Genomic DNA, 24,778 nt, shown 5'->3' with positions numbered 1-24,778 from the left:
CGGCCTCACACCCCGGTGACAAACCCGTCCAGCACGCGTTTCTGGCCGGCCTTGTCGAAGTCGATGGTCAGCTTGTTGCCTTCGATGGCCGAGATGTTGCCGTTGCCGAATTTCTGGTGGAAGACGCGGTCGCCGACGCTGAAGGGGGACGGCGTGTCGGCGACGGATTTGGCGACCAGCTCGCCGTCGATGGTGCGGCCCTTGACCGAGGTGCGGCCGGCGCCGTAGCCGGAGTCGGTTTCGCCATAGCCGATGCGCTCGACCTGGTGACCGGAGCGCGTGCCCCAATTGCGGTCGGTCGCCTCGGTGCGGTTGGCCTGAGCACGCTGCCAGCCCGGTGTCGCATAGGTGCTGGAGAAAGCGACGGATTTTTCGGCGCCGTTATTGCCGCCGATGTTGTCGAAGCGCGATGCCCCATAAGGGTTCTGCCTGCCTGCACCTTGGCCTCCACGACCGGAGGCGAACGAGCCGCCGCCATAGGCATTGCCGTAGCCGCCGTAGGAGTTGCCGCTCTCGGAAACTTCGACATGGGCTTCCGGCAGCTCGTCAAGGAAGCGCGACGGGATGGTCGATTGCCAGAGGCCGTGGATGCGGCGGTTGGAGACGAACCAGATGTGCAGGTTCTTCTTGGCGCGGGTCAGGCCGACATAGGCGAGGCGGCGTTCCTCCTCCAGCCCTGAGCGGCCGCCCTCGTCGAGCGAGCGTTGGTGCGGGAACAGGCCTTCTTCCCAGCCGGGCAGGAACACGGTTTCGAATTCGAGGCCCTTGGCCGAATGCAGCGTCATGATGTTGACGGCGTCGAGCTCGGCGTCCTGCTCGGCGTCCATCACCAGCGCGACATGTTCGAGGAAGGAGCGCAGCGATTCGTACTCCTCCATGGAGCGGATCAGTTCTTTTAAGTTCTCGAGCCGGCCGGGCGCTTCGATCGAACGGTCGTTCTTCCACATGTCGGTGTAGCCGCTCTCCTCCAGAATGGTCTCGGCGAGCTCGGTGTGCGGCGTGGTTTCCAGCGCCTTCTGCCAGCGCTCAAAATTGGCCGCGACCTCACGAAGTGCGGCGCGTGGCTTCGGCTTCAGCTCGTCGCTCTCGGCGAGTTTTGCCGCCGCCTCCAGCATCGGGATGCGCAGCGCCCGTGCGGTGTCGTGGATCTGGCGGATGGTGGCCTCGCCCAAGCCGCGCTTCGGCACGTTGACGATGCGCTCGAAGGCGAGGTCGTCGGCGCCTTGTGCGACGACGCGGAAGAAGGCCAGCGCATCGCGGATTTCGAGGCGCTCGTAGAAGCGCGGGCCGCCGATGACGCGGTAGTTGAGGCCGAGCGTGACGAAGCGGTCCTCGAATTCGCGCATCTGGAAGGACGCGCGGACGAGGATCGCCATGTCGTTGAGATTGTGCTTCTGGCGCTGATAGGCCTCGATGGTCTCGCCGACGGCGCGGGCCTCCTCCTCGGAATCCCAGGCGGCGTGGACATGCACCTTCTCGTCGTCCTCGGCGATCTTTTCGGTGAACAGCGTCTTGCCGAAACGGCCCTCATTGTGGGCGATGAGGTGGGAGGCGGTGCCGAGGATGTGCGCGGTCGAGCGATAGTTGCGCTCCAGCCGGATGATGGTGGCGCCGGGGAAATCCTTGTCGAAGCGCAGGATGTTGTCGACCTCGGCGCCGCGCCAGCCATAGATCGACTGGTCGTCGTCGCCGACGCAGCAGATATTTACGGTGGACAGGCGCGGGCTTCCCTCCCCCTCGAGGGGAGGGTGGCCGGGCGAAGCCCGGTCGGGTGGGGTCCGTGCGGCAGTGCTCGACCTACCGGCGGCAGTGCTCGACGCTCTAGCGGTGCCTTCTGCGGCAACCCCCTCCGCCCGCTTCGCGGGCACCTCCCCCTCAAGGGGGGAGGATTGCGGCCGTTGTGCCAACAGCCGCAGCCACATGTACTGGGCGGTGTTGGTGTCCTGATATTCGTCGACGAGGATGTAGCGGAAGCGCTTATGGTATTCCTTCAGCACGTCCGGATTGGCGCGGAAGATGCGGATCGGGTGGCATAGGAGATCGCCGAAGTCGCAAGCGTTCAGCGTTTTCAGCCGCTCCTGATAGGCCTTATAGAGCTCGCGGCCCTTGCCGTTGGCGAAGGCACGGGCATCGCCCTCGGGGATGTCGGCGGGACCGAGGCCCTTGTTCTTCCAGCCGTCGATCATCTGGGCGAACTGCTTGGCCGGCCAGCGCTTGTCGTCCAGCCCTTCGGCCTGGATAAGCTGCTTGATCAGGCGCACGACATCGTCGGTGTCGAGAATGGTGAAGTCGGATTTGAGCCCGGCCAGCTCGGCATGTCTGCGCAGCAGCTTCACTCCAATCGAGTGGAAGGTGCCGAGCCACGGCATGCCCTCGACATTGCCTTCGCCGATCAACAGGCCGATGCGCTGCTTCATCTCGCGCGCCGCCTTGTTGGTGAAGGTGACGGCGAGGATCTGCGAGGGGAAAGCCTTGCCGGTGGCAAGGATGTGGGCGATGCGGGTGGTCAGGACGCGCGTTTTGCCGGTGCCGGCGCCGGCCAGCACCAGCACCGGGCCTTCGGTGGTTTCCACCGCCAGCCGCTGCTCGGGGTTGAGGCCGTTGAGATAATCGGGCGCGTTGTTCTGGTTGCTGCGGGCAGCCATGGCGCGCGCGGCAATGCCCGACGGGGCCACGGGCCGCGCGTTCGGTTCGTCAAAAAAGGGCATGTCTTCCGAAAAGCCGGACATCTCCCCCCGAATGTAGTGATTCGGCAGCGAAAGGCCAGAAGTGTCTCCGTTTTGTTCTCTGTCCAGTCGGTAGACTCACAATCTGAATGGGTCTGCTAACCAAAACGCCGGGCTTGCGATGGGCCGGCACCGTAAAACGCCGAGCTTGCTTGACAGGGGAAGCGGGCCGGAGAAAGTTGCGTGGGGGCAGGAACGCAATGCGGGGTTGCCCATGGACGCGTCGCGGAGCGCACCAGTCGAAGGAGCACCGTCTTGGCTGTGGTCATCACCTCCCTGATCCTTTTCCTCATCGGCCTGGCGATTGGCGGCGGCGGCATCTGGCTCGTGACGCTGGGCGGCAGCTGGTACTACGTCATCGTCGGTCTAGCTTTCCTTGTCGCGGCCTGGCTGCTCTACAGGCGCAGATCCACGGCGCTGTGGCTCTACGCGGCGATCGTGCTCGGCACGCTCGCCTGGGCGGTCTGGGAGATCGGCTTCGACTGGTGGGAGCTCGGCCCGCGCGGCGGCATCATCGTGCTTGTCGCGCTATGGCTGTTGACGCCATGGGCGCGGCGCGGGCTTACCGGTCCCGACGGACGCGCACCGCTTATCCTCGCCGTACTGGCATCGCTTGCCGTCGCCGGTTATTCGATGACGACCGATCCAAAGGATATTACGGGTGAACTCAACACCGACAAGGTGACGCCGACGGCCGATCTTGGCGGCAACGTGCCGGCTGGCGAATGGCACTATTACGGTCGCACGCAATACGGCCAGCGCTATTCGCCGCTCGACCAGATCACCGCCGAAAACGTTGCCAATCTGCAGCCGGCCTGGACCTATCGCACCGGCGACGTGAAAGGGCCCGACGACATCGGCGAGACGACCTATCAGGTGACGCCGCTGAAGATTGCCGACACGCTCTACATCTGCACGCCGCATAATTTCGCCATCGCCATCGATGCCGCGAGCGGTAAGGAGAAATGGCGCTTCGATCCGCAGGTCAAGCTCAACAAGGACCGCCAGCACCAGACCTGCCGCGGCGTGGCCTATTATGCCGATGCCAAGGTCGCCGCCGGCCAGCCCTGCGCCACACGCATCTACCTGCCGACATCCGACGCCCGGCTGATCGCGCTCGATGCGGCGAATGGCCAGGTCTGCCCGACTTTCGCCGAAGGCGGCACGCTGAACCTGCTCGCCAACATGCCATATCCGAAGCCGGGCTATTATTATTCGACCTCGGCGCCGCTGATCGTCGCCAACAAGATCATCGTCGGCGGCGCGGTCAACGACAATTATTCGACGCAGGAGCCGTCCGGGGTCATCCGTGCCTACGATGCCGACACCGGCGCGCTGTTGTGGAATTGGGATTCGGGCAATCCCGACCAGACGATGCCGCTGCCGCCGGACCAGACCTACACCAACAACTCACCCAACATGTGGTCGACGGCGAGCGTCGACGAGAAGCTCGGGCTGCTTTATGTGCCGCTCGGCAACAAGACGCCGGACCAACTCGGCGCCGGACGCAGCGCCAATGACGAGAAATTCTCCTCTTCGATCACCGCGCTCGATCTCAACAGCGGACAATTGCGCTGGGTGCGGCAGACCGTGCACCACGATCTCTGGGACATGGACGTGCCGGCGCAGCCGACGCTGGTCGACATCACCACGGAAAGTGGCGTGGTGCCGGCGCTGGTCGGGCCGACCAAGCAGGGCGACCTCTATGTGCTCGACCGGCGCAGCGGCGAGCCGATCGTTCCGGTCAAGGAAGTGCCGGCGCCGGGCGGCGCGATCGAAGGCGACCATACCTCGCCGACGCAGCCGGTCTCGGATCTCAGCTTCAGTCCGAAACCGCTGACCGGCGCCGACATGTGGGGCATCACCATGTTCGACCAGCTGGCCTGCCGGATCGAGCTCCGGAAGTTGCGCTATGAGGGCCGCTACACGCCGCCGTCGCTGCAGGGCTCACTGATCTACCCCGGCAATTTCGGCACCTTCAACTGGGGCGGCGTGGCAGTCGATCCGGTCCGGCAGGTGATGTTCGGCATGCCGACATACCTGGCGTTCATCTCCAAGCTGGTGCCGCGCGCCGACGTGCCGCCGCCCGGCGACACCAAGGGCAGCGAACAGGGCCTGAACCGCAATGACGGTGCGCCTTACGCAGTCATATTGAAGCCGTTCCTGTCGCCGCTCGGCATTCCCTGCCAGGCGCCGCCCTGGGGCTATGTGGCGGGCGCCGATCTTCGGACCGGCGAGATCGTCTACAAGCATCGCAATGGCACCGTCTACGACATGACGCCGCTGCCGCTGCCGTTCAAGGTCGGCGTGCCCGGCATTGGTGGGCCGATGATCACTGCCGGTGGCGTCGCCTTCCTCGGTGCGGCGGTCGACGACTATGTGCGCGCCTATGACCTGACGACTGGCAAGCAGCTGTGGCAGGCGCGGCTGCCTGCCGGCGGGCAGTCGACACCGATGACCTACACGGTGGCCGACGGACGCCAGTTTGTCGTCATCGTTGCCGGCGGCCACGGCTCGGTCGGCACCAAGCCGGGCGATTATGTGATGGCCTATACGCTGCCGAAATAGAGAAGTTCGTTCAGAGTCCGAGATGCCCCTTCAGGTCGGGTACCGATGCAAGTACCTCACTGGTCAGTTGCGGGCCGGCGGCTGTCTCGGCCTGCTGGACCAGCATCGTGCCGGCCTGGCTGATCTGTGCGAGCGTGAGGCCTGATGCCTTGAGTATGGCGACGCCGTTGATCAGCGCGCCGGTCTTTTCGCCGAGAGCGCCGCCGAGCGCGCCCTCCAGCGAGGACAGGAGGCCACCACCGGAAGCTGCGCCGGGAGCCATGACATCATATTGCTTGGCCAGGGCGTCGGCTCCCGGGATCTTGGCGAAGAAGCTGGACAGAGTCGTGCCTTCCGCCTCGTGTTCGAGCACCGAGAAAATCGTGCCGGCGATCTTTTCCGTCAAAGCCTGGTTGAGACCGGATTTCTGGGAGACGGTGTTGATGATGTCCTGAACGTTCATGACCTTTCCTCAGGCTTTGGTGTTTGCGGGCGGGTGCCGGTTGGCGCGGATTTTGATCAACGATCGTTTGAATGCGGTGAAGACAGTGAACCGCAGCGCCAGCAAAGCCATAGCGGCGAGGGCGAACCCACTTGCCAGAAGCGGGGAGGGAAAGGTCATGGGCGTATTCCTTCGTCGTCAATCAGGCATTCTTTTCCCGCCAAATGGCCATTGTCGTTCGCCAAATGGCCCGAGTGAGGCATAGCCCTTCTTTTTACATTGTGGTGCGTGCATTTAGCATTGCCACAAAGGACCAAAATTTAACGACAGTGCGGCGCGCGGCATCACGGCGTCGTGCAGGGACTTACGGCAGCCTCACTCAGCCGTGACTGGACCAGGCAAGCTTCGGCTCTATGTTGCCGCGGGGGGCGCCGACGAGGAGCGCGCCATGACAACACCTGCCGAACCCACTGCCGCCGAGCCTGTCATTACCCAGGCGATGATCGACGCCTATGACGAATACACGCATCTGACGCTCGACCGGCGGCGCTTCATGGAGCAATTGACCAGGCTTGCCGGATCGGGTGCGGCAGCTGCCGCGATCGCGCCGCTGCTGGCGGCGAACTCGGCCCAGGCGGCAATCGTGGCGGAAGACGATCCGCGTGTGAAAGGCGAGGACATCAGCTATCCCGGCAGCGCCGGCGAGATGAAGGGCTATCTGGTCAGGCCGGCGGAGCAGACCGGCAAGCTTGGCACGGTCATCGTGGTGCACGAGAACAGGGGTCTCAACCCGCATATTCGCGATGTGGCGCGGCGCGTGGCGCTGGAAGGGTTCGTGGCGCTTGCGCCGGACTTCATGACACCGCTCGGCGGCACGCCGGACGATGAAAACAGGGCACGTGACCTGTTTTCCCAGCTCGATCCAGCACAGGTCGCCGCCAATGCCGTGGCAACCGTCGCCTACCTCAAAGGCTACAAGGACGGCAACGGCAAGGTCGGCGCTGTCGGCTTCTGCTGGGGCGGCGGCACGGTGAACATGCTGGCCGTCAACGCGCCGGACCTCGCCGCCGCCGTCGCCTATTACGGCATGCAGCCACAGGCCGAGGACGTGCCGAAGATCAAGGCCGCGCTCATGCTGCACTATGCCGGGCTCGACACCCGCACCAATGCCGGCATCGATGCCTTCAAGAAGGCACTCGACGCGGCCCATGTCGCATACTCGGTCTATGTCTATGAAGGCGCCAACCATGCCTTCAACAACGAAACGTCGGCGGCCCGCTACGACAAGAAGGCGGCTGACCTCGCATGGGGCCGGACGATCGCTTTCCTCAAGGAGAAGCTGGCCTGATCAGTCCGGCGCCGGCTTATGGAACGCCACGCCGGCCACCACCAGGGCGATGCCAAGGCAGTCGGTGAGGCTCGGCACCTGCCGCAGCACGATGACGCCGATCAACGTTGCGGTAACCGGCAGCAATGACAGCATCAGCGCGAAGCTGGAGCGCGGCAGCCGCGACATGGCAAGCTGGTCGCAAATATAGGGAATGACCGACGAGCAGATGCCGACGCCGACCGCCGCAAGCAGCAGCGGCGGCGCCGAGAAAGCCGGCAGAGCATCGGCGAAACCGATCGGCAGAACGACGAGAAGGGCGACCGCCATGGCGGCACCCAGCCCGGCGATGCCATCGCCGGCGCCGCCGCGCGCGACGCGGTGGCCGAGAACGATGTAGCCAACGAACAGCGTGCCGTTGAGGAAGGCCCAGAACAGGCCGACGGGATCGCTCGACCATTTGACGTCGATCAGCAACAGGGTGCCGGCGACAGCGATTGCGAGGGCGGCGAGATTGCGCGGGCTTCTGAGACCAACAAGCGCGACGCCGATCGTGCCGACGAATTCGATCGCTGCCACCAGCGAGATCGGCAGCCGATCGAGCGCCAGGTAGAAAGAACAGTTCATCACGCCAAGGCAGGCGCCGAAGGCCACAAGCAGCAACTGCGTCGAGCGATCGGCGCGGGCGAAGACCGTCCACGGTCGGGTCAGCGGGGCAAAGACGAGCGCCGCGGTGGCAATGCGCAGCCACGCCATGCCGAGCACGCCGACATGCGGGAACAGCAGCACCGCGAAGGCCGGTCCGAGATAGTGGAACACGGCGCTGACGCCGAACCAGAGATGCGGCGGGACCGCGTTTGCCAGGGTAAAGGCGGGGCCGGCGAGTGCCGGACTTGCTGCGGGGGCTTGCGTCCGATCTTGCATGGGATCAGTATCGCAGGCGATTTTTGCCATTGATATGGATAATTGCCGGGCATTTCGGCCATTTCCTTTCCGAAAGCAAGGAGTATTCCGCTGAAACGCTTTCGAAATGAAAATAGCGATCTGGATCCGGCGGACCTGAAAATTCTGCGCCTGCTGGAAAAGGACGCGCGCACCAGCACCGCCGAATTGGCGCGGTCGGTCGGCCTGTCGGCGCCGAGCGTTGCCGAGCGCATCAAGCGGCTGCAGGAAAGCGGTGTGATCGAGGCCTATACGGTGCGTATCAATCCGGCCGCGCTCGGCATGAAGCTGTCGGCATGGCTGCGGATCAGGCCGGTGCCGGGGCAACTGGCTGTTGTGGCCGAAATCATCCGCGACCTACCGGAAATCGCCCAATGCGACCGGGTCACCGGCGAGGACTGTTTCATCGCTTTGGCGCATGTCGCCTCGGTGGCCGAGCTCGAACGGGTGATCGACCGCATCATCCCGTTTGCGATGACCAACACGACGATCATCCAGTCGTCGCCGGTGGCGCCGCGTTCGCCGCTGGCGGCGGTGAAGCGGCTGCCTTGACGCTTGGGATCGTTCGTCAGCACATCATCAGAAATGCAAACCGGACGGCCGGTCTGTTTTTTCCCCCACCGTTCAGGCGTGGCCGCGTTTCATCCGCGCCTGCTTCAGGATGGCGCGCCAGCGGATCATGGCGAAGGGGATCGGCTCGTTGTTGTTGGCGATGTGGAAGATCTCGTTGTTGAGGTTCTTCAGCGAGCGCCAGAAATCATAGTCGGTGATGCGTGGATCAGCCGCCAGCCTGTCCGCCTCGACCTTGATATCGGTTTTCATGCACGTTCCCCGAACCGCTGCTGCTCCGCCGCCCGTATCGCAATTCGATGCGGACGGTTTTCCAACGCCGCGCTGAGTCGTTCAACGTCTCAATTCGGCTTGTTCACGTTAAAACCTCGGTAAGGTTAACGGCGGTTGGACCGTGGTTCAAGCCGACTTACGACGAATACCGATCGAGCGGCCGGCGCGCTCCGGCATCGGCAGGGCGGCATGGGCGGCGCGCATCGCTTCCACCCTGGCCAGGACGTCGGCGGGGAAGGGCGCGACCTTCGGGCCAGCCATGTCGACGTGCAGCGACAGCGTTTCGGATGTGGCGGCAAGCCAGCCGTCGAGATGGCGGATTTCCTGATAGGCCCTCAGGCGCTTCTCGTCATGGTCGAGGAGTTGGAACGAGACCGTGACCTTGTGGTCGAGATGCAACTCCTGGACGTAGCAGACATGGACTTCCGCCGTGTAGATGGTCAGCCGTCGTTCTTTCACATAATCCGGCCCCATCCCCATCATCTCGAAGGCCTCGTCGGAGCAACGATCGAATAGCACGTTGTAATAGGCCATGTTGAGATGGCCATTGTAGTCGATCCAGGCCTCCTCGATGTCCATGGCACGAGAGACGAAAGGGGCGGAGATGGGCATCGGAAACTTCCTTCTCGTCATGCCGGGATGAGCGTGGACTGGACAGAGCGTGGTTGGTGAGACTACGCATCCGTAGATGCAGAACAAGGGTGGACGCTGGTCCATTCGCGGAGGAATCGATGGCTCTAAGCGACCTCAATCCGGTCGAGCGCAACGAAGAAGGCATTGCCGCCGTACTCGGCATCCTCAAGCAGCGGCTCGGCGAGCGATTCCAGACCGGCCAGGCGATCCGGGCCCAGCACGCGCACACCACGACCTATATCCCGACGCAGGCGCCGGACGGCGTCGCCTTTGCCGAGACGACGGAGGAGGTGCAGGAGATCGTGCGCGCATGCGCGGCACATCGCGTGCCGGTGATCGCCTTTGGCGTCGGTTCCTCGCTGGAAGGCCACACCAATGCGCCGGGCGGCGGCATCTCGCTCGATACGTCACGCATGAACTGTATCATTGCGGTCAATCCGCAGGACCTCGACTGCACCGTCGAGCCCGGCGTGACGCGCGAGGATCTCAACCGGCATCTGCGCGACACCGGCCTGTTCTTTCCGATCGACCCGGGCGCCAACGCCTCGCTCGGCGGCATGGCGGCGACACGAGCGTCGGGCACCAACGCGGTGCGCTACGGCACGATGCGCGAGAACGTCCTGTCGCTGACGGCGGTGATGGCCGATGGCGAGGCAGTGACGACCGGCAAGCGCGCCAAGAAGAGCTCGGCCGGCTATGATCTGACGCGGCTGCTGATCGGTTCGGAGGGCACGCTTGGCATCATCACCCAGCTGACCTTGAAGCTGCAGGGCATTCCGGAGGCGATTTCAGGCGGCGTCTGCCCGTTTCCCAGCCTCGAGGCGGCGTGCAACGCGGTGATCGCGACCATCCAGATGGGCATTCCGGTGGCGCGCATAGAATTGGTCAACGCGCTGCAGATGCGGGCGATGAAGACCTATTCGAAGCTCGACTATCCGGAGAGCCCCTGCCTGTTCGTCGAGTTCCACGGCAGCGATGCCAGCGTCGCCGAACAGGCCGAGACCTTCGGCATGATCGCCGAGGAAAATAGCGGCGGTCCGTTCCTGTGGACCAGCGTCGCCGAAGAGCGAACGAAATTGTGGAAGGCCCGGCACGATGCCTACTGGTCGTCGCTGACGCTGCGGCCGGGCGCCAAGGGCCTGTCGACCGATGTCTGCGTGCCGATCTCGCGCTTTGCCGAATGCGTCACCGAGACCGAAGCGGATATCGCCGAGATGGGCCTGATCGCGCCGATCGTCGGCCATGCCGGCGACGGCAATTTCCATGTGCTGGTGCTGATGGACGTGGACGACCCGAAGGAGATCGCATTGGCGGAAAAATTCGTGGCGCGGCTCAATTTGCGCGCCATCGCCATGGACGGCACCTGCACCGGCGAGCATGGCATAGGGCAAGGCAAGATCGGCTTCCTGCGGCATGAACTCGGCCATGGCGTCGACATCATGCGCACGATCAAGCAGGCGCTCGACCCGCTGAACATCATGAACCCGGGGAAGATATTGCCGGGCGTGGGGAAGTAAGGGGTATGGCCGCCCTTGAGACACTTCTGCCAATCGAGGTGCCACCGTCGTCCGCCGGTGCACCGTTGCCTCACGTCTTTGCGGATGAAGGCAAGCTGCTCATCGCCTACCTCGCCAACAGGCCGGAGCCGTCATTCGATGGCACGAATCCGCGTTCGGTTTCGCCGGCAACGGATAACCAGCCCATCGCAATCCTGACGGCGGATCCTTATCTGGCACTGCAATTCGGCCCGCCGAATGACGAAGCCATCAACGGGCATCGGCTTTATGGGCTCGGGTTGAAGCCATATTCCGCGTTCGAAGTTTTCAACTCGTCCTGGATCGCTTCTCTGCAAAGGGCAAATCGGGTTCACCCATCCCATCCCCCTGAGCTGTTTTCAGGCTGTCGCCATTTCATCCTGACGTTTCAAGATTCGACGCTGGAATTCATCGCTAAGAGTTTCTCGACTAGTGTTCGCGAGGGAGCGGTGTTGAGCGCACTGATGGAGAGCGTTGGCCATTCTGTTCCAGCGCATCGTGTCAAACCAACTGGATTTTTCACACGGCTTTTGAGACGCGGTTGATCGCCGAGACTTCCATGTGTCTTGATCGCATCGCCGTTTGGTCGCAGACTTCGGCCCAAGAGAACCGGGAAGAAGCGGTCTTCACCAACGGAGGAGCGGTGTCATGGCGATTTCGTGCAAGGAAGAGGCTCGGGCACTGAGCGCCGACGAGCACGGTCTGGTCCAGAATCGCACCATCCGGCGGTGCAGGGTCATGCCGACGCCGAGCTTGCCGGCCTGGTCAAGCTGCTGAGAGAACGGCGCGACGAGGCGCAGACCGAGGCGCATCGGCGCCGACGCGAAATACGCGGCAAAGGCTCGCCGAAGGGGACTGCCGCCTCAAAGCTGATGGCGGCTCGCAGTTGAAGCTTGCAGTGCTGGCGATGGCCATGCGACGGCTCAATGGCGAGACCGAACGCCGCCGCCAACTGTTGGCGCGTGTTTCGCTGGTCGAGAATGCACGCAAGGCGCTGTCCATGAGCAAGGCGCTGCCGCGGACGGTCCCGAGTTCAACACGCGTACCGCGCACAAAGGCATGCGCGCGGTCGTGAGCCGGCGGCCAGAGAATCTGATCCGACCGATGGAACGCGGCCGGCAGCGGCAGGCGGCAAAGGTGGCGCAAGCAAAGCGCGACGCGCGCTGAGTTTCTTGGCTACCTTCTTTTGCTCTGGACCCAGTCTGGCGGGAATTGCCTCTTTATCGACACGCTGATGCGGGTAGAGTGCCACTGACTTTCAATCAACTATCCAGGAGTTTATGCTCGCACGCCTGTTCGTGATCTTCGGTGGGCTTCTCGTGCTGGTGCTGTGTGCGGCGCTGGTGGTGCCGTACTTTGTCGACTGGACAGGTTACCGTGCCGATTTCGAGCGCGAGGCCAGTGCCGTCCTGGGCCGCAAGGTGACCGTGCGAGGCGATGCGACGGCAAGGCTGTTGCCGTTCCCCTCGGTGACCTTTTCCAACGTCGCCGTTGCCGGTGGCCCTAACGGCCAGCCGGCGATGACCGTCGAAACTTTTTCGATGGATGCAGAACTCGCGCCATTCCTGCGCGGCGAGGTGCTGATCTTCGACATGCGCCTAGTGCGGCCGAAGGCGACGATTGACATCGCCGCCGACGGCACGGTCGACTGGACGATACGGCCGTCCTCGCCCTTCGATCCCGGCCAGATCTCCATCGAGAAGCTGACGGTGACGGAAGGACAGATCGCGCTCAGCCACGCCGCCGGCGGGCGCAGCCATCTTATTTCCGAGATCAACTCGACGATCTCGGCCAAGTCGCTGGCCGGCCCCTGGCGGCTGGACGGCTCGCTGTTGCTGGACGGGTTGCGGACCACGATCGCCGCTTCCACCGGCAAGGCCGAACCGGACGGGCAAATGCGGCTCAGGCTCAAGGCCGATCCGGACGCCTATCCGCTGGTCATCGAGACCGACGGCAATGTGGGCCTCGTCGAGGGCGCCGCCGTCTATTCGGGCCAGTTCAAGATATCGGGCGCAGACCAGACTGCGGCGCGGCAGCTGGGCACCGGCGGCGAGGCGCTGAAAGTCAGCGCCGGCAAACCGGACCCGGGCTTCAGGCTGAACGGCAAGTTTTCGCTCGACCACCAGAAGCTCGGCGTCGACGAATTCCGCTTCGAGACCGGGCCACGCGACAATCCCTACACCGCCGACGGCAAGGCTGCGGTCGACCTTGGGCTGAAGCCGCATTTCTCGATCGAGGCCAATGGCGCGCAGGTGCAGTTCGACGAGGCCGTGGGGGCGGCGGCCGGTGAAGGATTGACGCTGTCCGAGCGGGTGGCGGCGCTGGAGCAGGCGCTGCTCGATCTGCCGAAGCCGACCATACCGGGCACGGTCGAGGTGAAACTGCCGGCGGTGGTGGCAGGCGATACCACCGTTCGCGACGTGCACCTGTCCGCCGAGCCAGCCGAGGGCGGCTGGTCGGTAAAATCGCTGGCCGCCACGCTGCCCGGCCGCGCCAAGCTGGAAGCCAACGGCATGGTCAGCGTCGAGGACCATTTCGGTTTCACCGGATCGCTGCTTCTGGCGGTGGCGCAGCCCTCCGGCTTCGCCGCATGGCTGTCGAAGGACGTCGACGAGGCGATCCGCCGCTTGCCGGCCGCCGGCTTCAAGGCCAAGGTGGATTTGAGCGAGAAGCACCAGGCATTCAGCGATCTCGAACTCATCCTCGGCAAGGCGAAGTTCTCCGGCCGCATCGATTCCAGCCAGCCCGACGACACAAGGCCATCGGTGCTTATGCAACTGGAAGGTGGCGAACTCGATGTCGATGGGCTCGCTGCCTTCGCCTCGATCTTCGTCAGCGACAAGGGCGCCAACCGCTTTTCCGACCGCGACCTCGATTTCCAGATCAAGGCCGGGCCGGTCAGCGCCGGCGGGTTGACCGCCGATAGCGTCGACACCGCGCTTAGATTGCGCGAGGGGCTGCTTGAGATCGACCGACTGTCGGTCGGCGGACTTGCCGGCGCCTCGATCAGCGCCACCGGTCGAATCAAGGATTTCCCGGCGAGCCCGACCGGCAAGCTCGACGCCTCGGTAGTCGCCGTCGACCTCAAGCCGCTGATCGACGTCGCCGTCCAGCATTATCCCGGCAATGCAGTGCTGAAGGGCCTGGCGGAGCGTGCTGCTGCCTATCCCGAGCTGTTCCAGGATGCGCGTATCGATGCGGTCACGAGTGCCGCAGACAATGGCGATGGTACGACTGGACTGGCAATGAGCGCACAGGGCAAGGCCGGTGGCTCGGCCTTTTCGGCGTCGTTATCCGGCAAAGGGGCGCTCGACCGGCCTCTCGAAGCGCCGGTGACGCTGACCTTCAACGCAAGGAATGCCGACGCCACGGCGCTGCTGGCGCTTTACGGTTTGCCGGCGCTGCCACTCGGCATGCTCGGCGAGGCGACCACCGAGGTCTCGGCCAAAGGCACGCTTGGCGGCGGCCTGGCGACACGATTCAGCCTGGCCGGCAATGACTTCAAAGCTGGTTTCGACGGGACAATTGCCGACACGCCTCAAGGCGCGGCCGCCAAGGGCAAGGTCAGCCTTGAAACGGCCGACATCGAGCCATGGCTGATGACGACCGGGGTCGGCCTGCCCGGCATGGGCACCGGCATGTCGACGTCGCTTGCAGCCGATGCCGATTACGGCAATGGTCTCCTGGTGCTGAGCGGCCTCAGCGGCGCCGTCAACGAAGCGGCGGTTTCCGGTGACGTAAATATCGACATCAAAGAGGGGCTGCCGCATCTTGCCGGCGCGCTGTCGCTGGACGAGCTGGACCTCGATCCGATGGCGGTGATGCTGTTCGGCGACCAGGCCTTCCTTGTCAATGACAGGACCTGGCCGACGGCACCGTTCAGCCAGAAATCCAGTCTGCCATTTACCGCCGATCTCGATCTGACGGCGGCGTCGCTTGCCGCCGGCCCGCTTGCCACCGCCTATGACGCTGCGTTGTCGCTGCAGCTCGACCAGGAGGGCATCCGCGTGTCTGACCTCAAGGCAAAGTTCCTCGGCGGCGCGTTGAGTGGCCTGTTCGAGCTCAAGAACAATGACGGCACCGGGCTTTTCTCCGGTCAGATGAAATTCGCCGGCGCCGATCTGGCAGCCGTACTGCCGGAGGCCGGCATCAGCGGAAGCGGCGAGTTCTCGACGGCGCTTTCGACCAGCGGCAAATCGGTCGACGCGATGGTTGCGGCGCTGTCCGGTTCCGGCACGGCAACGCTCAAGGGCATGACTATTGCCGGCTTCAATCCTGATGCCTTTGGCGCATTCATCGCCAAGGCCGATGCGATAGGGCGCGATATCGACGCCTCGAAGACTGCCGGCTTTGTGCCGCAGATCGCCGCGGCGGGCAGTTTTCCGGCGCAGGACACCGATATTGCCTTCACCATCGCCGGCGGCACGCTAAGGGCGCCGCCGGTCAAATTCGAAAGCCCGGGCGCGACGCTGTCCGCTGACATCACCGCCGATCTGAACACCAGCACCGTCGATGCCAAGGGCGAGATCGCCTACCGGCCCGGCGATGAGGCGCTGGTCGGCTCCGAACCGATTTTGAATTTCAGCGTCGACGGGCCGTTTGGCGCCACCAAACGGCAGTTCGACAGCGAGCCGCTGGCACAGTTCCTGACCCAGCGTGCGCTGGAAAAGGAGCAGCAGCGGGTCGAAGCCATGCAAGCCGCACTGCTCGAGAAACAAAGGCTGCGGCGTGAGGTGCGATACTACGCTGCGCTGCAAACCGAGCGTGAAAGAGCGGCGGAGGAACTGCGCAGGCAACAGGAAGCAGCGCGGCTGAAGGCCGAGGCCGACGCCAAGGCAAAGGCCGAAGCCGAGGCTCAGGCCCAGGCCGAAGCCGAGGCGAGGGCGCAGGCTGAAGCCAAGGCGAAGGCTGAAGCGGACGCCAAGGCACAGGCGGATGCGGAGGCGAGGGCGCAGGCTGAGGCCGAAGCGAAAGCTGAAGCGGACGCCAAGGCAAAGGCCGAAGCTGAGGCGCAGGCCCAAGCCGAAGCGGAGGCCAGGGCGCAGGCTGAAGCCAAGGCAAAGGCGGATGCAGCGGCGAAAGCCGAAGCCGAGGCCAGGGCGAAAGCCGAGGCGGCTGCAAAGGCCGAAGCGGATGCCGAAGCCAAAGCCAAGGCGGCGCAACAGGCTGCCGAGGAAGCAGCGCAGGCCGAAGAACAGCAACGCCAGAGGGCGGAAGAGGCGTTGCGGATCGCCTCGGAAGAGAAGGCAAGGCTCGACGCCGAACGCAAGGCCGCGGCGGAGCGCGCGGAACGGGCGCCACCGGCCGCAAATAACGTGCCACCGCCAGTGCAGCCCCCGCCAAAGCTCAAGCTCGATCCCTCGTCGATCGACGATCTGCTGAAATCGTTGAATGGCGGGTGACGGCGCATCCCATATGTGTCGCGTCCAGCAAGCAAGCGCTTCAGCGTCGGCTCGATCCGCCCGAGTTCGTCGAGATGAGCGGCTGACAGATCGGCGAGACTGTCGTCGGCGCGCTCGGTCAGCCGCAGCAGCACGCGGCGGTGGTCCTCCTCGTCGTGGTCCCTCGCGACGAGCTCGGCTTCGCAAAGACGGTTGACCAATTCCACTGCGCTGTGATCGCGGATGCGCAGGCGCTCCGCGAGGTCGCCAATGGTCACTGGCCCTCCGCCGGGGAACCCTTTGATTGCAAGCAGGGCCTGATGCTGGCGTGGTGTCACCAACATCGCTCGTGCCCGCCATCTTCGGTGGCACGGCCGGCGACCCATCCGCAAGCCGGCACGCCGCCAGAAAGCAAGGTCTGCAAATGAAGTCCGATCACGCCAACCCCAGCCATCTGCGCGATTTTACCACCGATGCCCGGGTGCTGCTCATTGCCGGCATAGCGGTGGTGGTTGCGACGGCGGGGTTGTTTGCCGGCATTGCCCTCTTGAAGCTGATCCGGCTTGCCACGAACATCGCCTATTTTGGCCAGTTCACGCTCGCCGACCTGAAACTGCAGGATACGCCGCTTGGCAGGCCGAAGAACGCGACCGTTCGGCTTTGCTGGGCTTCCGTATCCGGCGCAGGAAACAGGATAGCGTTGCCTGAAGGCTACAACTTGCCGCGCTTGGCCCAATCCAGCACATAGAGCCGGAGCGCCGAGGAGAGATTGGCATCCCGCGGGCGGCTCTCGTCGATTTCGGCGACAAGGGCGGCGAGCGTCAGTTTTCGCACGGCCGCGATGGCGACCAGGTCGTCGTAAAAAGGCTTTTCGAGCGAATAGCTGGTGCGGTGGCCGCGAATGGTGACCGAGCGCTTTTCCACCGGGCTCACGAGACGATCCTACTCACACTTCAAGCATCGGATTTGTCCGAATCGCCCGAATTTTCGCGGCGATGGCCGGCGACGAATTTATCGGCCTTGTCGGCGATCAGGCGGTCGCGATCCCGGCTGGGTTTGGAACGGCCATGCAGCGCCCGGTTCTGTTCGGCCAGGCGCTCCTTCTCGGCTCGCGCCTTCTGCTTGCGTGCCTGACGGAGATTGACGATCTCGGCCATGTCACGCCGCCCGTCGGGTCACTTCTTGCGGAAGGCGTCAAGCGACACCACGTCGGCGCCCTTGGCGCCGGCGTCGGCCGCGGCAGGCTTCTTTTCCGCCTCGGCGGTTTTCTTCTTCGTCTCGGGCTTTTTCTCGGCGACGATGGCCAGCGGTTCGGGAGCAGGCTTGGCCTTTGTCTCCTGTTCCGCCGGGGTATCGGTCTTGACGTCGAATTCGAGCTCGAAGTTGACGGACGGGTCGTAAAAGCCGCGTACTGCCGAGAACGGGATTTCCAGTTTCTCCGGCACGTCGGAAAACGACAGCCCGACCTCAAAGCCGGTGTCGCTCACCTTCAGGTCCCAATACTGGAACTGGATGACGATGGTCATCTGTTCGGGATAGCGCTCGCGCAGCCGCGACGACACGCGCACGCCCGGCGCGCCGGTGAGAAAGGTGATGAAGAAATGATGGTTGCCCGGGAGACCGGTGCGCGCGACTTCGGCCAGGACCTTGCGCATGACGCCGCGCAACGCCTCCTGGGCCAGAATGTCGTAGCGGATGTGGTCGTCGGCCATGTGGCTGTCGGGTTCCGTTGAATCGTCCTGATAGCTGTAATCAAGCTTGAGCGCGGCGTAAACCGGATATAGATCGCCGGCGTGCGGAAGCGAAGCCCATTGGCGACGATTTGATCGTCAAACAGCTTTGATCGTCAAGCGCTGGCGAGCGCGCCCTGTTTGCTCGCCCGGGCCATAGGCTGCCGCTTGCCGAAGGCGCGCAGGAAGGTGCGCACGCCATTTGTCGCCGATTGCACCACCTCGTCCTCGGTCGGTGTACCGCCGAGCATGAATGTCGTCTGCAACTCGGCATTGGCAAGCGCCATGAACTGGCGCGCTGCGACATCGGGATCGTCGATATCAAGGAAGCCGGCATGAGCGAGGCGGGCGAAGCGGGCGGCGATCGCCGGCCATGTCCTGCCCGGTCCTTCTTCGCGCCATTCGGCGAACAACTCGGGATAGCGCCCGCCCTCGGTCTGGATCAGCTTGCGCAGGAATTTGCCGTCGCGGTTGCAGATGCAGTTGTGGTTCATCCGCACAGCAAAGGCGATGAGGTCGGCCTCGAGATCCTTCGGCTGATCGGGAAAAGTGGAAATCGTGGCAAAGATGCCGGCATTGCAACGTTCGGTGAGGTCGCGGACGATGGCAACGAAGAGTTTTTCCTTGTCGCCGTGATGATTGTAGATGGTCTGGCGGGAGACGCCGGCCTCGGCGGCAATCATGTCGATATTGGCACCGGCAAAGCTTTCGCGGCAGAAGACCGAGGCGGCGGCATCGACAATCGATATGCGCTTGGCCTCGTGGCCCCGCGGCGGGAAAATGTCAGGAGAGACGTTGGCCTTCATGCAAAACTATATAGAGGTGGTTGACGAATTAGACAAGCCTGTCTAAATTTGTGGACTTGCACGAAGGGGGTTTCGTTCCGCAGAAGAGTCGGAACTCCACGGGATGGAACGTCCTAGGGTTACACGCCGGTCCTCGGCGGCAACCAGAATTCGAAAGAGCCTGCTACCATGAACGCCAAATTCCTCCGCATTGCGGTCGTGCTCGGCCTATTGTCCGCGATCGGCCCGTTTGCCATCGACATGTATCTTCCGGCCCTGCCTTCAATCGGTGAGGATCTGCATGCCGGCACTGCCGCGGTGCAGATGAGCCTGCTGATCTTCTTTCTTTCCATGGGCTTCGGCCAGATCGTCGTCGGACCGATCTCCGACATGGTCGGCCGTAAGCTGCCACTCTACGGCGGCCTGGCGCTGTTCATGGTCGGCGGCGTCGGCTCGGCGCTGGCTCCCTCGATCGAATGGCTGATCGCCTTCCGCTTCCTGCAAGGGCTCGGCGCCAGCGCCGGCATGGCCGTGCCGCGCGCGATCGTGCGCGATCTGCATACCGGCACCGAGGCCGCCAAGCTGATGTCGCTGCTGATGCTTGTGTTTTCGGTGTCGCCGATCCTGGCACCGCTGACCGGTAGCCAGATCATCGAGAATTTCGGCTGGCGCGCCGTGTTCTGGACGGTGACGGGCGCGGCCGTGCTCGCCACCATCCTGCTGGCGACCTCGCTCAAGGAGACACGGCCGGTCGAGGAGCGCGCCGGGTCGTCCTTCGGGACGGCACTTTCCGGCTACCGCTTCCTGATGGGCGACCGCAACTTCCTTGGCCTGACGGCCATCGCCGGCTTCGGCATTGCGAGCTTCTTCGTCTATCTGTCGAGCTCGTCCTTCATCCTGATCGACCATTATGGCCTGTCGCCTTCGGTCTACAGCGTGTTCTTCTCGATCAATGCGGTTGCCTTTATCGGCATGTCGCAGCTGACCGGGTTGCTGTCGGAGCGGTTCGGGCTGCAGCGCGTGGTGCGTGTCGCGGTGACCGGCTATGCGACGACGATGGTGGTGCTGTTCGCGGTGATGGCATCGGGTGTCGACCGGCTCGACGTGATGGCGGCGCTGCTGTTCATCGGCTACGGCTTTCTCGGCCTGGTCATCCCGACGACGTCGGTGCTGGCCATGGAAGAGCATGGCGAGATCGCCGGTACCGCGTCGGCGCTGATGGGCACGCTGCACTTCGCCATCGGCGCGGTCGCCATGGGCGTCGCCGGCGTGTTTTTCGACGGCACGCCGCTGCCGATGGTGGCGGGCATCACGCTCTGCGCGGCGATCTCCTTCACACTGGCCAAAATAACGCTCGGCCGCAGCCGGGACGTCGCGGAAGCGCCGGCGGAGTAAACTTCGCCTATCGAGACAAAAAGGCCGGGCGATGTTCCCGGCCTTTTCACGTTTGCGGTCCCGGTTCAAAGCAGCCTATGCCTATATGACGGGTTCAGGACATGCAGCTTCGATATCTCAAAACCTTCGTGGCGGTCGCCACCACCTTGAACATCACACGCGCCTCCGAGCGGGTTCATCTTGCCCAATCGAGCGTGACCGAACAGATCCAGGCGCTGGAAAGCGATCTAGGCACGTCGCTGTTCGACAGATCGCGGCGTGGCTTGAAGCTGACGGCGGCGGGACAACGCCTGCTGGACTATGCAAACGATCTCCTCGACCTCGCGGACGAAGCCCGTTCCGCTGTCGCCGACGCGAGCGGCACGGTTGCCGGTCGCCTGACTGTCGGCGGCCTGGAGACGCTTTGCTCGACACGCTTGCCAGCTGTGCTGGCGGAATTCCATCGGCGCCATCCCGATGTGGAACTGAACCTCAGGGCGGACGATAGCAGTGGGTTGCGGGCCGGCGTGACAAGCGGGGCGCTGGACGTATCTTTCCATTTCGGAGCCGTCCCGGCGGCGGCGCCGGAGCTGCGAAGCGAGCAAGTGGCATTAGAAGAGCTCGTCACCATAATGCCGGCAAATCACCGGTTGGCCGGATATTCTGCCATAACGCCCGACGATCTGGCCGACGAGACCTTCCTCGTCACCCGGCCCGGTTGCGTCTATAGGCGGATGTTCGACGAAACGTTTGCCGCAACATTGCCTGACCGTCCAAAACTCGTCGGCGAGTTCGCCAGCATGGGCGCGATACGGAGCCTTGTTGAAGGCGGTCTTGGATGCGCGCTGGTCCCGCGTCTGGTGGCTTCCGCGGCTGACGCCAATGTCGTCGTGCTGCCCTGGGTCGGAAGCAGCCCGGTGACGCCGGTCACCATGGTATGGCGCCACCGGCGCATTCAAGCGCCGGTGCTGCGGCTGTTCCTTGCAATGGTCCGCGAAATTTTGGCCATCGCTAGACCAGTCGCTGGCCACCATCGACATGAAGCACGGTTCCGGTGATGAAGCCGTTGTGCATGAGGGACGTGATGGCTTGGGCAATGTCGGCTGCCTGGCCGATCCGGCCGACGAGCAGACGCTTTGCCATGGCGTCCAGCGCGGCTGTCTTTCCGCTGCCGACGACGGCATCCCAAATCGGCGTGTCGACCCAGCCGGGCGAAACGACGTTGACGCGGATCGGCGCCAGTTCGACGGCAAGCGCGTAGGTGAGTGAGCCAAGTGCCCCATTAACGACTGCCACCACCGAGCCTTTCGCCGCCGGACGATAGGCGGCGATGCCCGAGGTCAGCGTGATCGATCCCCCGGGCGTCAGACGAGGCGCGCCATGTTTGGCAAGAAGAAGCGGTCCGACGACTTTGGAATCCATCACTTTCCGCGCCACCGAGATATCCATCTCGGGAAGCAACACATAGACGCCGGTAACGTCGGCGGCGGTCGAGACGATGTGGTCGAGCGTGCCGACATCCTGGAACAGGCGCTGGACCTCGTCCTCGCTTGTGACGTCGGCTGCGATCGTCCTCAGCCTTTCCGGGTGAGGCAAGCGCTGCCGTGCGGCCGACAACCGGTCCTCGGAGCGGCCGACGATCGTAACCTCGGCGCCGGCGGCAAGCTGCTGTTCGGCAAGCGACAGCCCCATACCGGAACTGCCGCCAACGATCAGGATGCGTTCGTGTTTTGGTGTGGTTTCCTGGTTCATCTTGTCTCTCCATGAGGCAGCTCGCCGGGCATGACCACACGCGGCGAGAAACTGAGGCCTTGTCCCGCAAAGGCGTGGAAGAAGGGAAACGGGAAGAAACGAATACTGCCATCGGAGGTTCCGATGATGGGAGGCCCTTGGGCTTTCGCCTCAGCCTGAGACGCCTCAGCCTGAGACGTTGACGATGCGCGATTTTCTGTGTAGCAGCGATCATCATGAAGATCGCAATGGTTCTTGCAGTGGTAGGAAAGCGCACGGGCAGGATGGTGTAACCATCCGGCGACAGCCACCCGTGCGCGACAAACAGGCTCCCGACGGGGCCTTTTTTTATGCCCGAAATTCTTCTTACGCCCGATTTCGGCGATGCCCCGTCAGCCCATCCTCATCACGCTACGGGACAGAACCATGACAAGCGATAATTCCATTCAGCATACGAGCAACCGCATGACAGGAGCGGAGATCGTTCTCCGCGCACTCAAAGACAATGGTGTGGAGCATATTTTCGGCTATCCCGGCGCGGCCATATTGCCGATCTACGACGAGATATTCCAGCAGGACGACATCAAGCATATCCTCGTGCGCCACGAACAGGGCGCCGGCCATGCCGCGGAGGGTTATGCCCGGTCCACGGGCAAGGTCGGCGTGATGCTGGTCACATCAGGCCCAGGCACGACGAATGCCGTGACGCCCCTGCAGGACGCGTTGATGGATTCAGTGCCGATAGTCTGTCTGTCCGGACAAGTGCCGACAACATTGATCGGCTCCGATGCCTTTCAGGAATGTGACACGATTGGCATCACGCGATCCTGCACCAAGCACAACTCTTTGGTCAAAGACGTCAATGACCTGGCGTCAGCAATCCATAGGGCGTTCCACATCGCCCGGTCGGGGCGACCGGGGCCTGTTCTCGTCGACATGCCAAAGGACGTTCTGTTTGCGTCCGGCGTGTATACGCCGCCATCGGGTGTTGCTGCGCTGAAAAATTATCAACCGAAGCTTCAGGGTGATATCGGCAAGATCGGCCAGGCGATAGCACTGATGGCCAATGCCAGCCGTCCCGTTATCTATGCCGGCGGCGGCATCGTCAATTCCGGCCCGGAAGCATCGAGATTGCTCAGGGAGCTGGTTCAACTGACCGATTTTCCGGTCACCTCGACGCTTATGGGCCTTGGAGCTTACCCCGCCTCCGGCAAAAACTGGCTCAAGATGGTCGGCCTGCATGGTTCCTATGAGGCGAACATGGCGATGCACGATTGCGACGTCATGATCTGTATCGGCGCGCGCTTCGATGACCGCGTGACCTCGCGTGTGGACGCTTTTTCGCCGAACTCCAGCAAGATCCATATCGATATAGATCCGTCCTCGATCAACAAGAACGTCCACGTCGATATCGGCATACAAGGCGATGTCGGCAATGTTCTGGATGACATGGTTCGTCTATGGCGCGCATTGTCTCAGAAACCGGATGGAGGCCGCCTCCAGGACTGGTGGAGAAGGATCGCCGGCTGGCGCGCACGCAATTCATTCTCATATGAGATGAACAAGGATGTGATCATGCCGCAATATGCGGTGGAGCGTCTCTACGCGCTGACGAAGGATCGCGACACATACATCACCACTGAAGTGGGCCAGCATCAGATGTGGGCGGCCCAATTCTACGGCTTGGAAAAGCCGAACCGCTGGATGAGTTCGGGCGGCCTCGGGACGATGGGCTACGGCCTGCCGGCGGCGCTGGGCGTGCAGATCGCACATCCGGACAGCCTCGTCATCGATATCGCCGGCGACGCATCGGTTCAGATGACCATGAAAGAGATGTCGACGGCAGTCCAGTACGACGCGCCGATCAAGGTCTTCATCCTGAACAACGGATATATGGGCATGGTTCGCCAGTGGCAGCAAATTCTTCACGGCAACCGCCTCGCGCATTCCTATTCCGAGGCCTTGCCCGATTTTGTCAAATTGGCCGAGGCGTTCGGAGCGGTCGGCCTGCGCTGCGACAAACCAGCCGACCTTGATGATGCGATCCAGGAAATGATCGATGTGGACCGGCCGGTGCTCCTTGACTGTCGTGTTGCCAAGCTCGCCAATTGTTTTCCGATGATCAGGACGGGCAGGGTGCACAATGAGATGCTGTTGCCCGAGGAGGCTACAGGTAAAACATTCGCCGGTGCGATCGATGCGGTCAGCCAGGGACCGGTATAAACCCCGTGGCGTTTTGGGCCTATCACGACGTACAAAAAGCCCAGCCGGCGAGGCCTGCAGCTGCACATGTCAAGAAGGGGGAGAAATGGAGGTTTCTGTTGCCAGGTACCTCCGAACCCCGCCTAGAAGTGCGAACCACTAGGGCTTGAATTGAAGCTATCGCACCGCTTACGCGGCGAGACGTGCTTCCGCATAGTTGTCGTTGGCAACTATAAGTTTAGCCCGATAACGGTGGTACAATGCCGGGCAAAAGTACGATCTTTACACCTTCGTCGATCCTATTTCGCCCCCAGCAAAAGCCGCTCCTGAGCAGCGGTTTTTGGTGGAGGCGCCGGGTACCGCCCCCGGGTCCGAACGGCTTATTTCATCGCCTGTTTATCGCCATAGTCGGTCGAGCCGACGAAGCGAATATAGGGACTGGCGGTGGAAAATGAAAGGCCGGAATGCCACTTTCGTCCGTGCCAAAGTGGATCATGAAGGGTTGACTTGCAGCCGGTCTCAACCGAAGCTTTGTGGCGGTGAGGAGACCTAGCGCATACTTGCGGCAGCGCGCCACAAT

The 24,778-nt window shown here is 63.2% G+C and carries 21 protein-coding genes, 1 other RNA gene and 2 pseudogenes; 11 read left to right on the top strand and 13 right to left on the bottom strand.

The features are described 5' to 3' along the window. Nucleotides 1-5: 5 nt before the first annotated feature. Nucleotides 6-2,729, bottom strand: coding sequence for an ATP-dependent helicase (locus NKH99_RS18785; protein ID WP_353014959.1), 2,724 nt, complete (start codon nt 2,727-2,729; stop codon nt 6-8). Nucleotides 2,730-2,981: 252 nt separating this feature from the next. On the opposite strand from NKH99_RS18785, the gene NKH99_RS18780 reads away from it, so the two are divergent. Beyond that, nucleotides 2,982-5,294 (top strand): glucose/quinate/shikimate family membrane-bound PQQ-dependent dehydrogenase, encoded by a 2,313-nt coding sequence (locus tag NKH99_RS18780; protein ID WP_353014957.1) that lies wholly within the window; start codon nt 2,982-2,984, stop codon nt 5,292-5,294. A 10-nt stretch (nt 5,295-5,304) separates the two neighbouring features. Here NKH99_RS18780 and NKH99_RS18775 read toward each other — a convergent pair whose 3' ends face one another. Continuing rightward, a complete protein-coding gene (locus tag NKH99_RS18775; protein ID WP_353014955.1) occupies nt 5,305-5,736 on the bottom strand; it encodes a hypothetical protein in 432 nt (143 codons plus the stop codon). A 9-nt stretch (nt 5,737-5,745) separates the two neighbouring features. Then, on the bottom strand, nt 5,746-5,895 hold the full coding sequence (locus tag NKH99_RS18770) for a hypothetical protein (protein WP_352636640.1): 150 nt from the start codon (nt 5,893-5,895) through the stop codon (nt 5,746-5,748). 268 nt (nt 5,896-6,163) lie between these two features. Here NKH99_RS18770 and NKH99_RS18765 point away from each other — a divergent pair, with 268 nt between their 5' ends. Continuing rightward, nucleotides 6,164-7,063 (top strand): dienelactone hydrolase family protein, encoded by a 900-nt coding sequence (locus NKH99_RS18765; protein ID WP_352815401.1) that lies wholly within the window; start codon nt 6,164-6,166, stop codon nt 7,061-7,063. Here NKH99_RS18765 and NKH99_RS18760 read toward each other — a convergent pair whose 3' ends face one another. Further along, complete coding sequence (locus NKH99_RS18760; protein ID WP_353014952.1) at nt 7,064-7,966, bottom strand: EamA family transporter; 903 nt, start codon at nt 7,964-7,966, stop codon at nt 7,064-7,066. It abuts the gene before it with no gap. Between the two features lie 90 nt (nt 7,967-8,056). On the opposite strand from NKH99_RS18760, the gene NKH99_RS18755 reads away from it, so the two are divergent. After that, nucleotides 8,057-8,536: an Lrp/AsnC family transcriptional regulator gene (locus NKH99_RS18755; protein ID WP_353015033.1), complete on the top strand. Its 480-nt coding sequence runs from the start codon at nt 8,057-8,059 to the stop codon at nt 8,534-8,536. 72 nt (nt 8,537-8,608) lie between these two features. Here NKH99_RS18755 and NKH99_RS18750 read toward each other — a convergent pair whose 3' ends face one another. Beyond that, nucleotides 8,609-8,806 (bottom strand): hypothetical protein, encoded by a 198-nt coding sequence (locus tag NKH99_RS18750; protein WP_023676715.1) that lies wholly within the window; start codon nt 8,804-8,806, stop codon nt 8,609-8,611. A gap of 147 nt (nt 8,807-8,953) precedes the next feature. Continuing rightward, nucleotides 8,954-9,439 carry a thioesterase family protein gene (locus NKH99_RS18745; protein WP_352705135.1) on the bottom strand — a complete coding sequence of 162 codons (486 nt, stop codon included), beginning with the start codon at nt 9,437-9,439 and terminating at the stop codon, nt 8,954-8,956. A gap of 119 nt (nt 9,440-9,558) precedes the next feature. On the opposite strand from NKH99_RS18745, the gene NKH99_RS18740 reads away from it, so the two are divergent. The 4 genes and pseudogenes from NKH99_RS18740 to NKH99_RS18725 all read left to right on the top strand — a co-directional run bounded on the left by NKH99_RS18740 (nt 9,559) and on the right by NKH99_RS18725 (nt 16,397). Next, complete coding sequence (locus NKH99_RS18740) at nt 9,559-10,977, top strand: FAD-binding oxidoreductase (RefSeq protein WP_353014950.1); 1,419 nt, start codon at nt 9,559-9,561, stop codon at nt 10,975-10,977. Nucleotides 10,978-10,982: 5 nt separating this feature from the next. After that, entirely contained in the window at nt 10,983-11,540 is a 558-nt protein-coding gene (locus tag NKH99_RS18735) for a hypothetical protein (RefSeq protein ID WP_352815398.1), read from the top strand. 103 nt (nt 11,541-11,643) lie between these two features. Then, nucleotides 11,644-12,162, top strand: a pseudogene (locus NKH99_RS18730) (hypothetical protein). A gap of 113 nt (nt 12,163-12,275) precedes the next feature. Then, nucleotides 12,276-16,397 (top strand): AsmA family protein, encoded by a 4,122-nt coding sequence (locus NKH99_RS18725; protein WP_352471605.1) that lies wholly within the window; start codon nt 12,276-12,278, stop codon nt 16,395-16,397. Nucleotides 16,398-16,426: 29 nt separating this feature from the next. Here NKH99_RS18725 and NKH99_RS18720 read toward each other — a convergent pair. Continuing rightward, a pseudogene (locus NKH99_RS18720) lies at nt 16,427-16,714 on the bottom strand (MarR family winged helix-turn-helix transcriptional regulator); the annotation flags it as partial. A gap of 86 nt (nt 16,715-16,800) precedes the next feature. Between NKH99_RS18720 and NKH99_RS32755 the strand changes: the two are divergent. After that, nucleotides 16,801-17,124, top strand: coding sequence for a hypothetical protein (locus NKH99_RS32755; protein WP_502895654.1), 324 nt, complete (start codon nt 16,801-16,803; stop codon nt 17,122-17,124). Here NKH99_RS32755 and NKH99_RS18710 read toward each other — a convergent pair. From NKH99_RS18710 to NKH99_RS18695, 4 genes are all read right to left on the bottom strand, one after another. Then, nucleotides 17,088-17,309: a ribbon-helix-helix domain-containing protein gene (locus tag NKH99_RS18710; protein WP_352450079.1), complete on the bottom strand. Its 222-nt coding sequence runs from the start codon at nt 17,307-17,309 to the stop codon at nt 17,088-17,090. The two genes, NKH99_RS32755 and NKH99_RS18710, sit on opposite strands and share 37 nt — an antisense overlap. A 20-nt stretch (nt 17,310-17,329) precedes the next feature. After that, nucleotides 17,330-17,533, bottom strand: a complete 204-nt coding sequence (locus tag NKH99_RS18705; protein WP_023676708.1) for a DUF4169 family protein — start codon at nt 17,531-17,533, stop codon at nt 17,330-17,332. An 18-nt stretch (nt 17,534-17,551) separates the two neighbouring features. Continuing rightward, nucleotides 17,552-18,088, bottom strand: a complete 537-nt coding sequence (locus tag NKH99_RS18700) for an SspB family protein (RefSeq protein ID WP_023676707.1) — start codon at nt 18,086-18,088, stop codon at nt 17,552-17,554. A 134-nt stretch (nt 18,089-18,222) separates the two neighbouring features. Continuing rightward, entirely contained in the window at nt 18,223-18,912 is a 690-nt protein-coding gene (locus NKH99_RS18695; protein WP_352815396.1) for a TetR/AcrR family transcriptional regulator, read from the bottom strand. Between the two features lie 168 nt (nt 18,913-19,080). Between NKH99_RS18695 and NKH99_RS18690 the strand changes: the two genes are divergently transcribed. Together NKH99_RS18690 and NKH99_RS18685 are read left to right on the top strand one after the other, a co-directional pair. After that, on the top strand, nt 19,081-20,286 hold the full coding sequence (locus tag NKH99_RS18690) for a multidrug effflux MFS transporter (RefSeq protein WP_023676705.1): 1,206 nt from the start codon (nt 19,081-19,083) through the stop codon (nt 20,284-20,286). A 101-nt stretch (nt 20,287-20,387) separates the two neighbouring features. Further along, entirely contained in the window at nt 20,388-21,323 is a 936-nt protein-coding gene (locus tag NKH99_RS18685) for a LysR family transcriptional regulator (RefSeq protein ID WP_353014947.1), read from the top strand. On the opposite strand, the gene NKH99_RS18680 is transcribed toward NKH99_RS18685, so the two are convergent. Continuing rightward, nucleotides 21,277-22,017, bottom strand: coding sequence for an SDR family oxidoreductase (locus NKH99_RS18680; RefSeq protein ID WP_353014945.1), 741 nt, complete (start codon nt 22,015-22,017; stop codon nt 21,277-21,279). The genes NKH99_RS18685 and NKH99_RS18680 overlap by 47 nt on opposite strands. A gap of 405 nt (nt 22,018-22,422) precedes the next feature. Here NKH99_RS18680 and NKH99_RS18675 point away from each other — a divergent pair, with 405 nt between their 5' ends. Then, nucleotides 22,423-24,219, top strand: coding sequence for an acetolactate synthase 3 large subunit (locus tag NKH99_RS18675; protein ID WP_353015032.1), 1,797 nt, complete (start codon nt 22,423-22,425; stop codon nt 24,217-24,219). An 84-nt stretch (nt 24,220-24,303) separates the two neighbouring features. On the opposite strand, the gene ssrA is transcribed toward NKH99_RS18675, so the two are convergent. Continuing rightward, nucleotides 24,304-24,659, bottom strand: a transfer-messenger RNA (tmRNA) gene (gene ssrA / locus NKH99_RS18670). Nucleotides 24,660-24,778 lie beyond the last annotated feature (119 nt).

The sequence above is a fragment of the Mesorhizobium sp. M0854 genome (assembly GCF_040319815.1).
Classification (GTDB): domain Bacteria; phylum Pseudomonadota; class Alphaproteobacteria; order Rhizobiales; family Rhizobiaceae; genus Mesorhizobium.
This window is presented reverse-complemented; position numbering and strand designations above follow the sequence as displayed.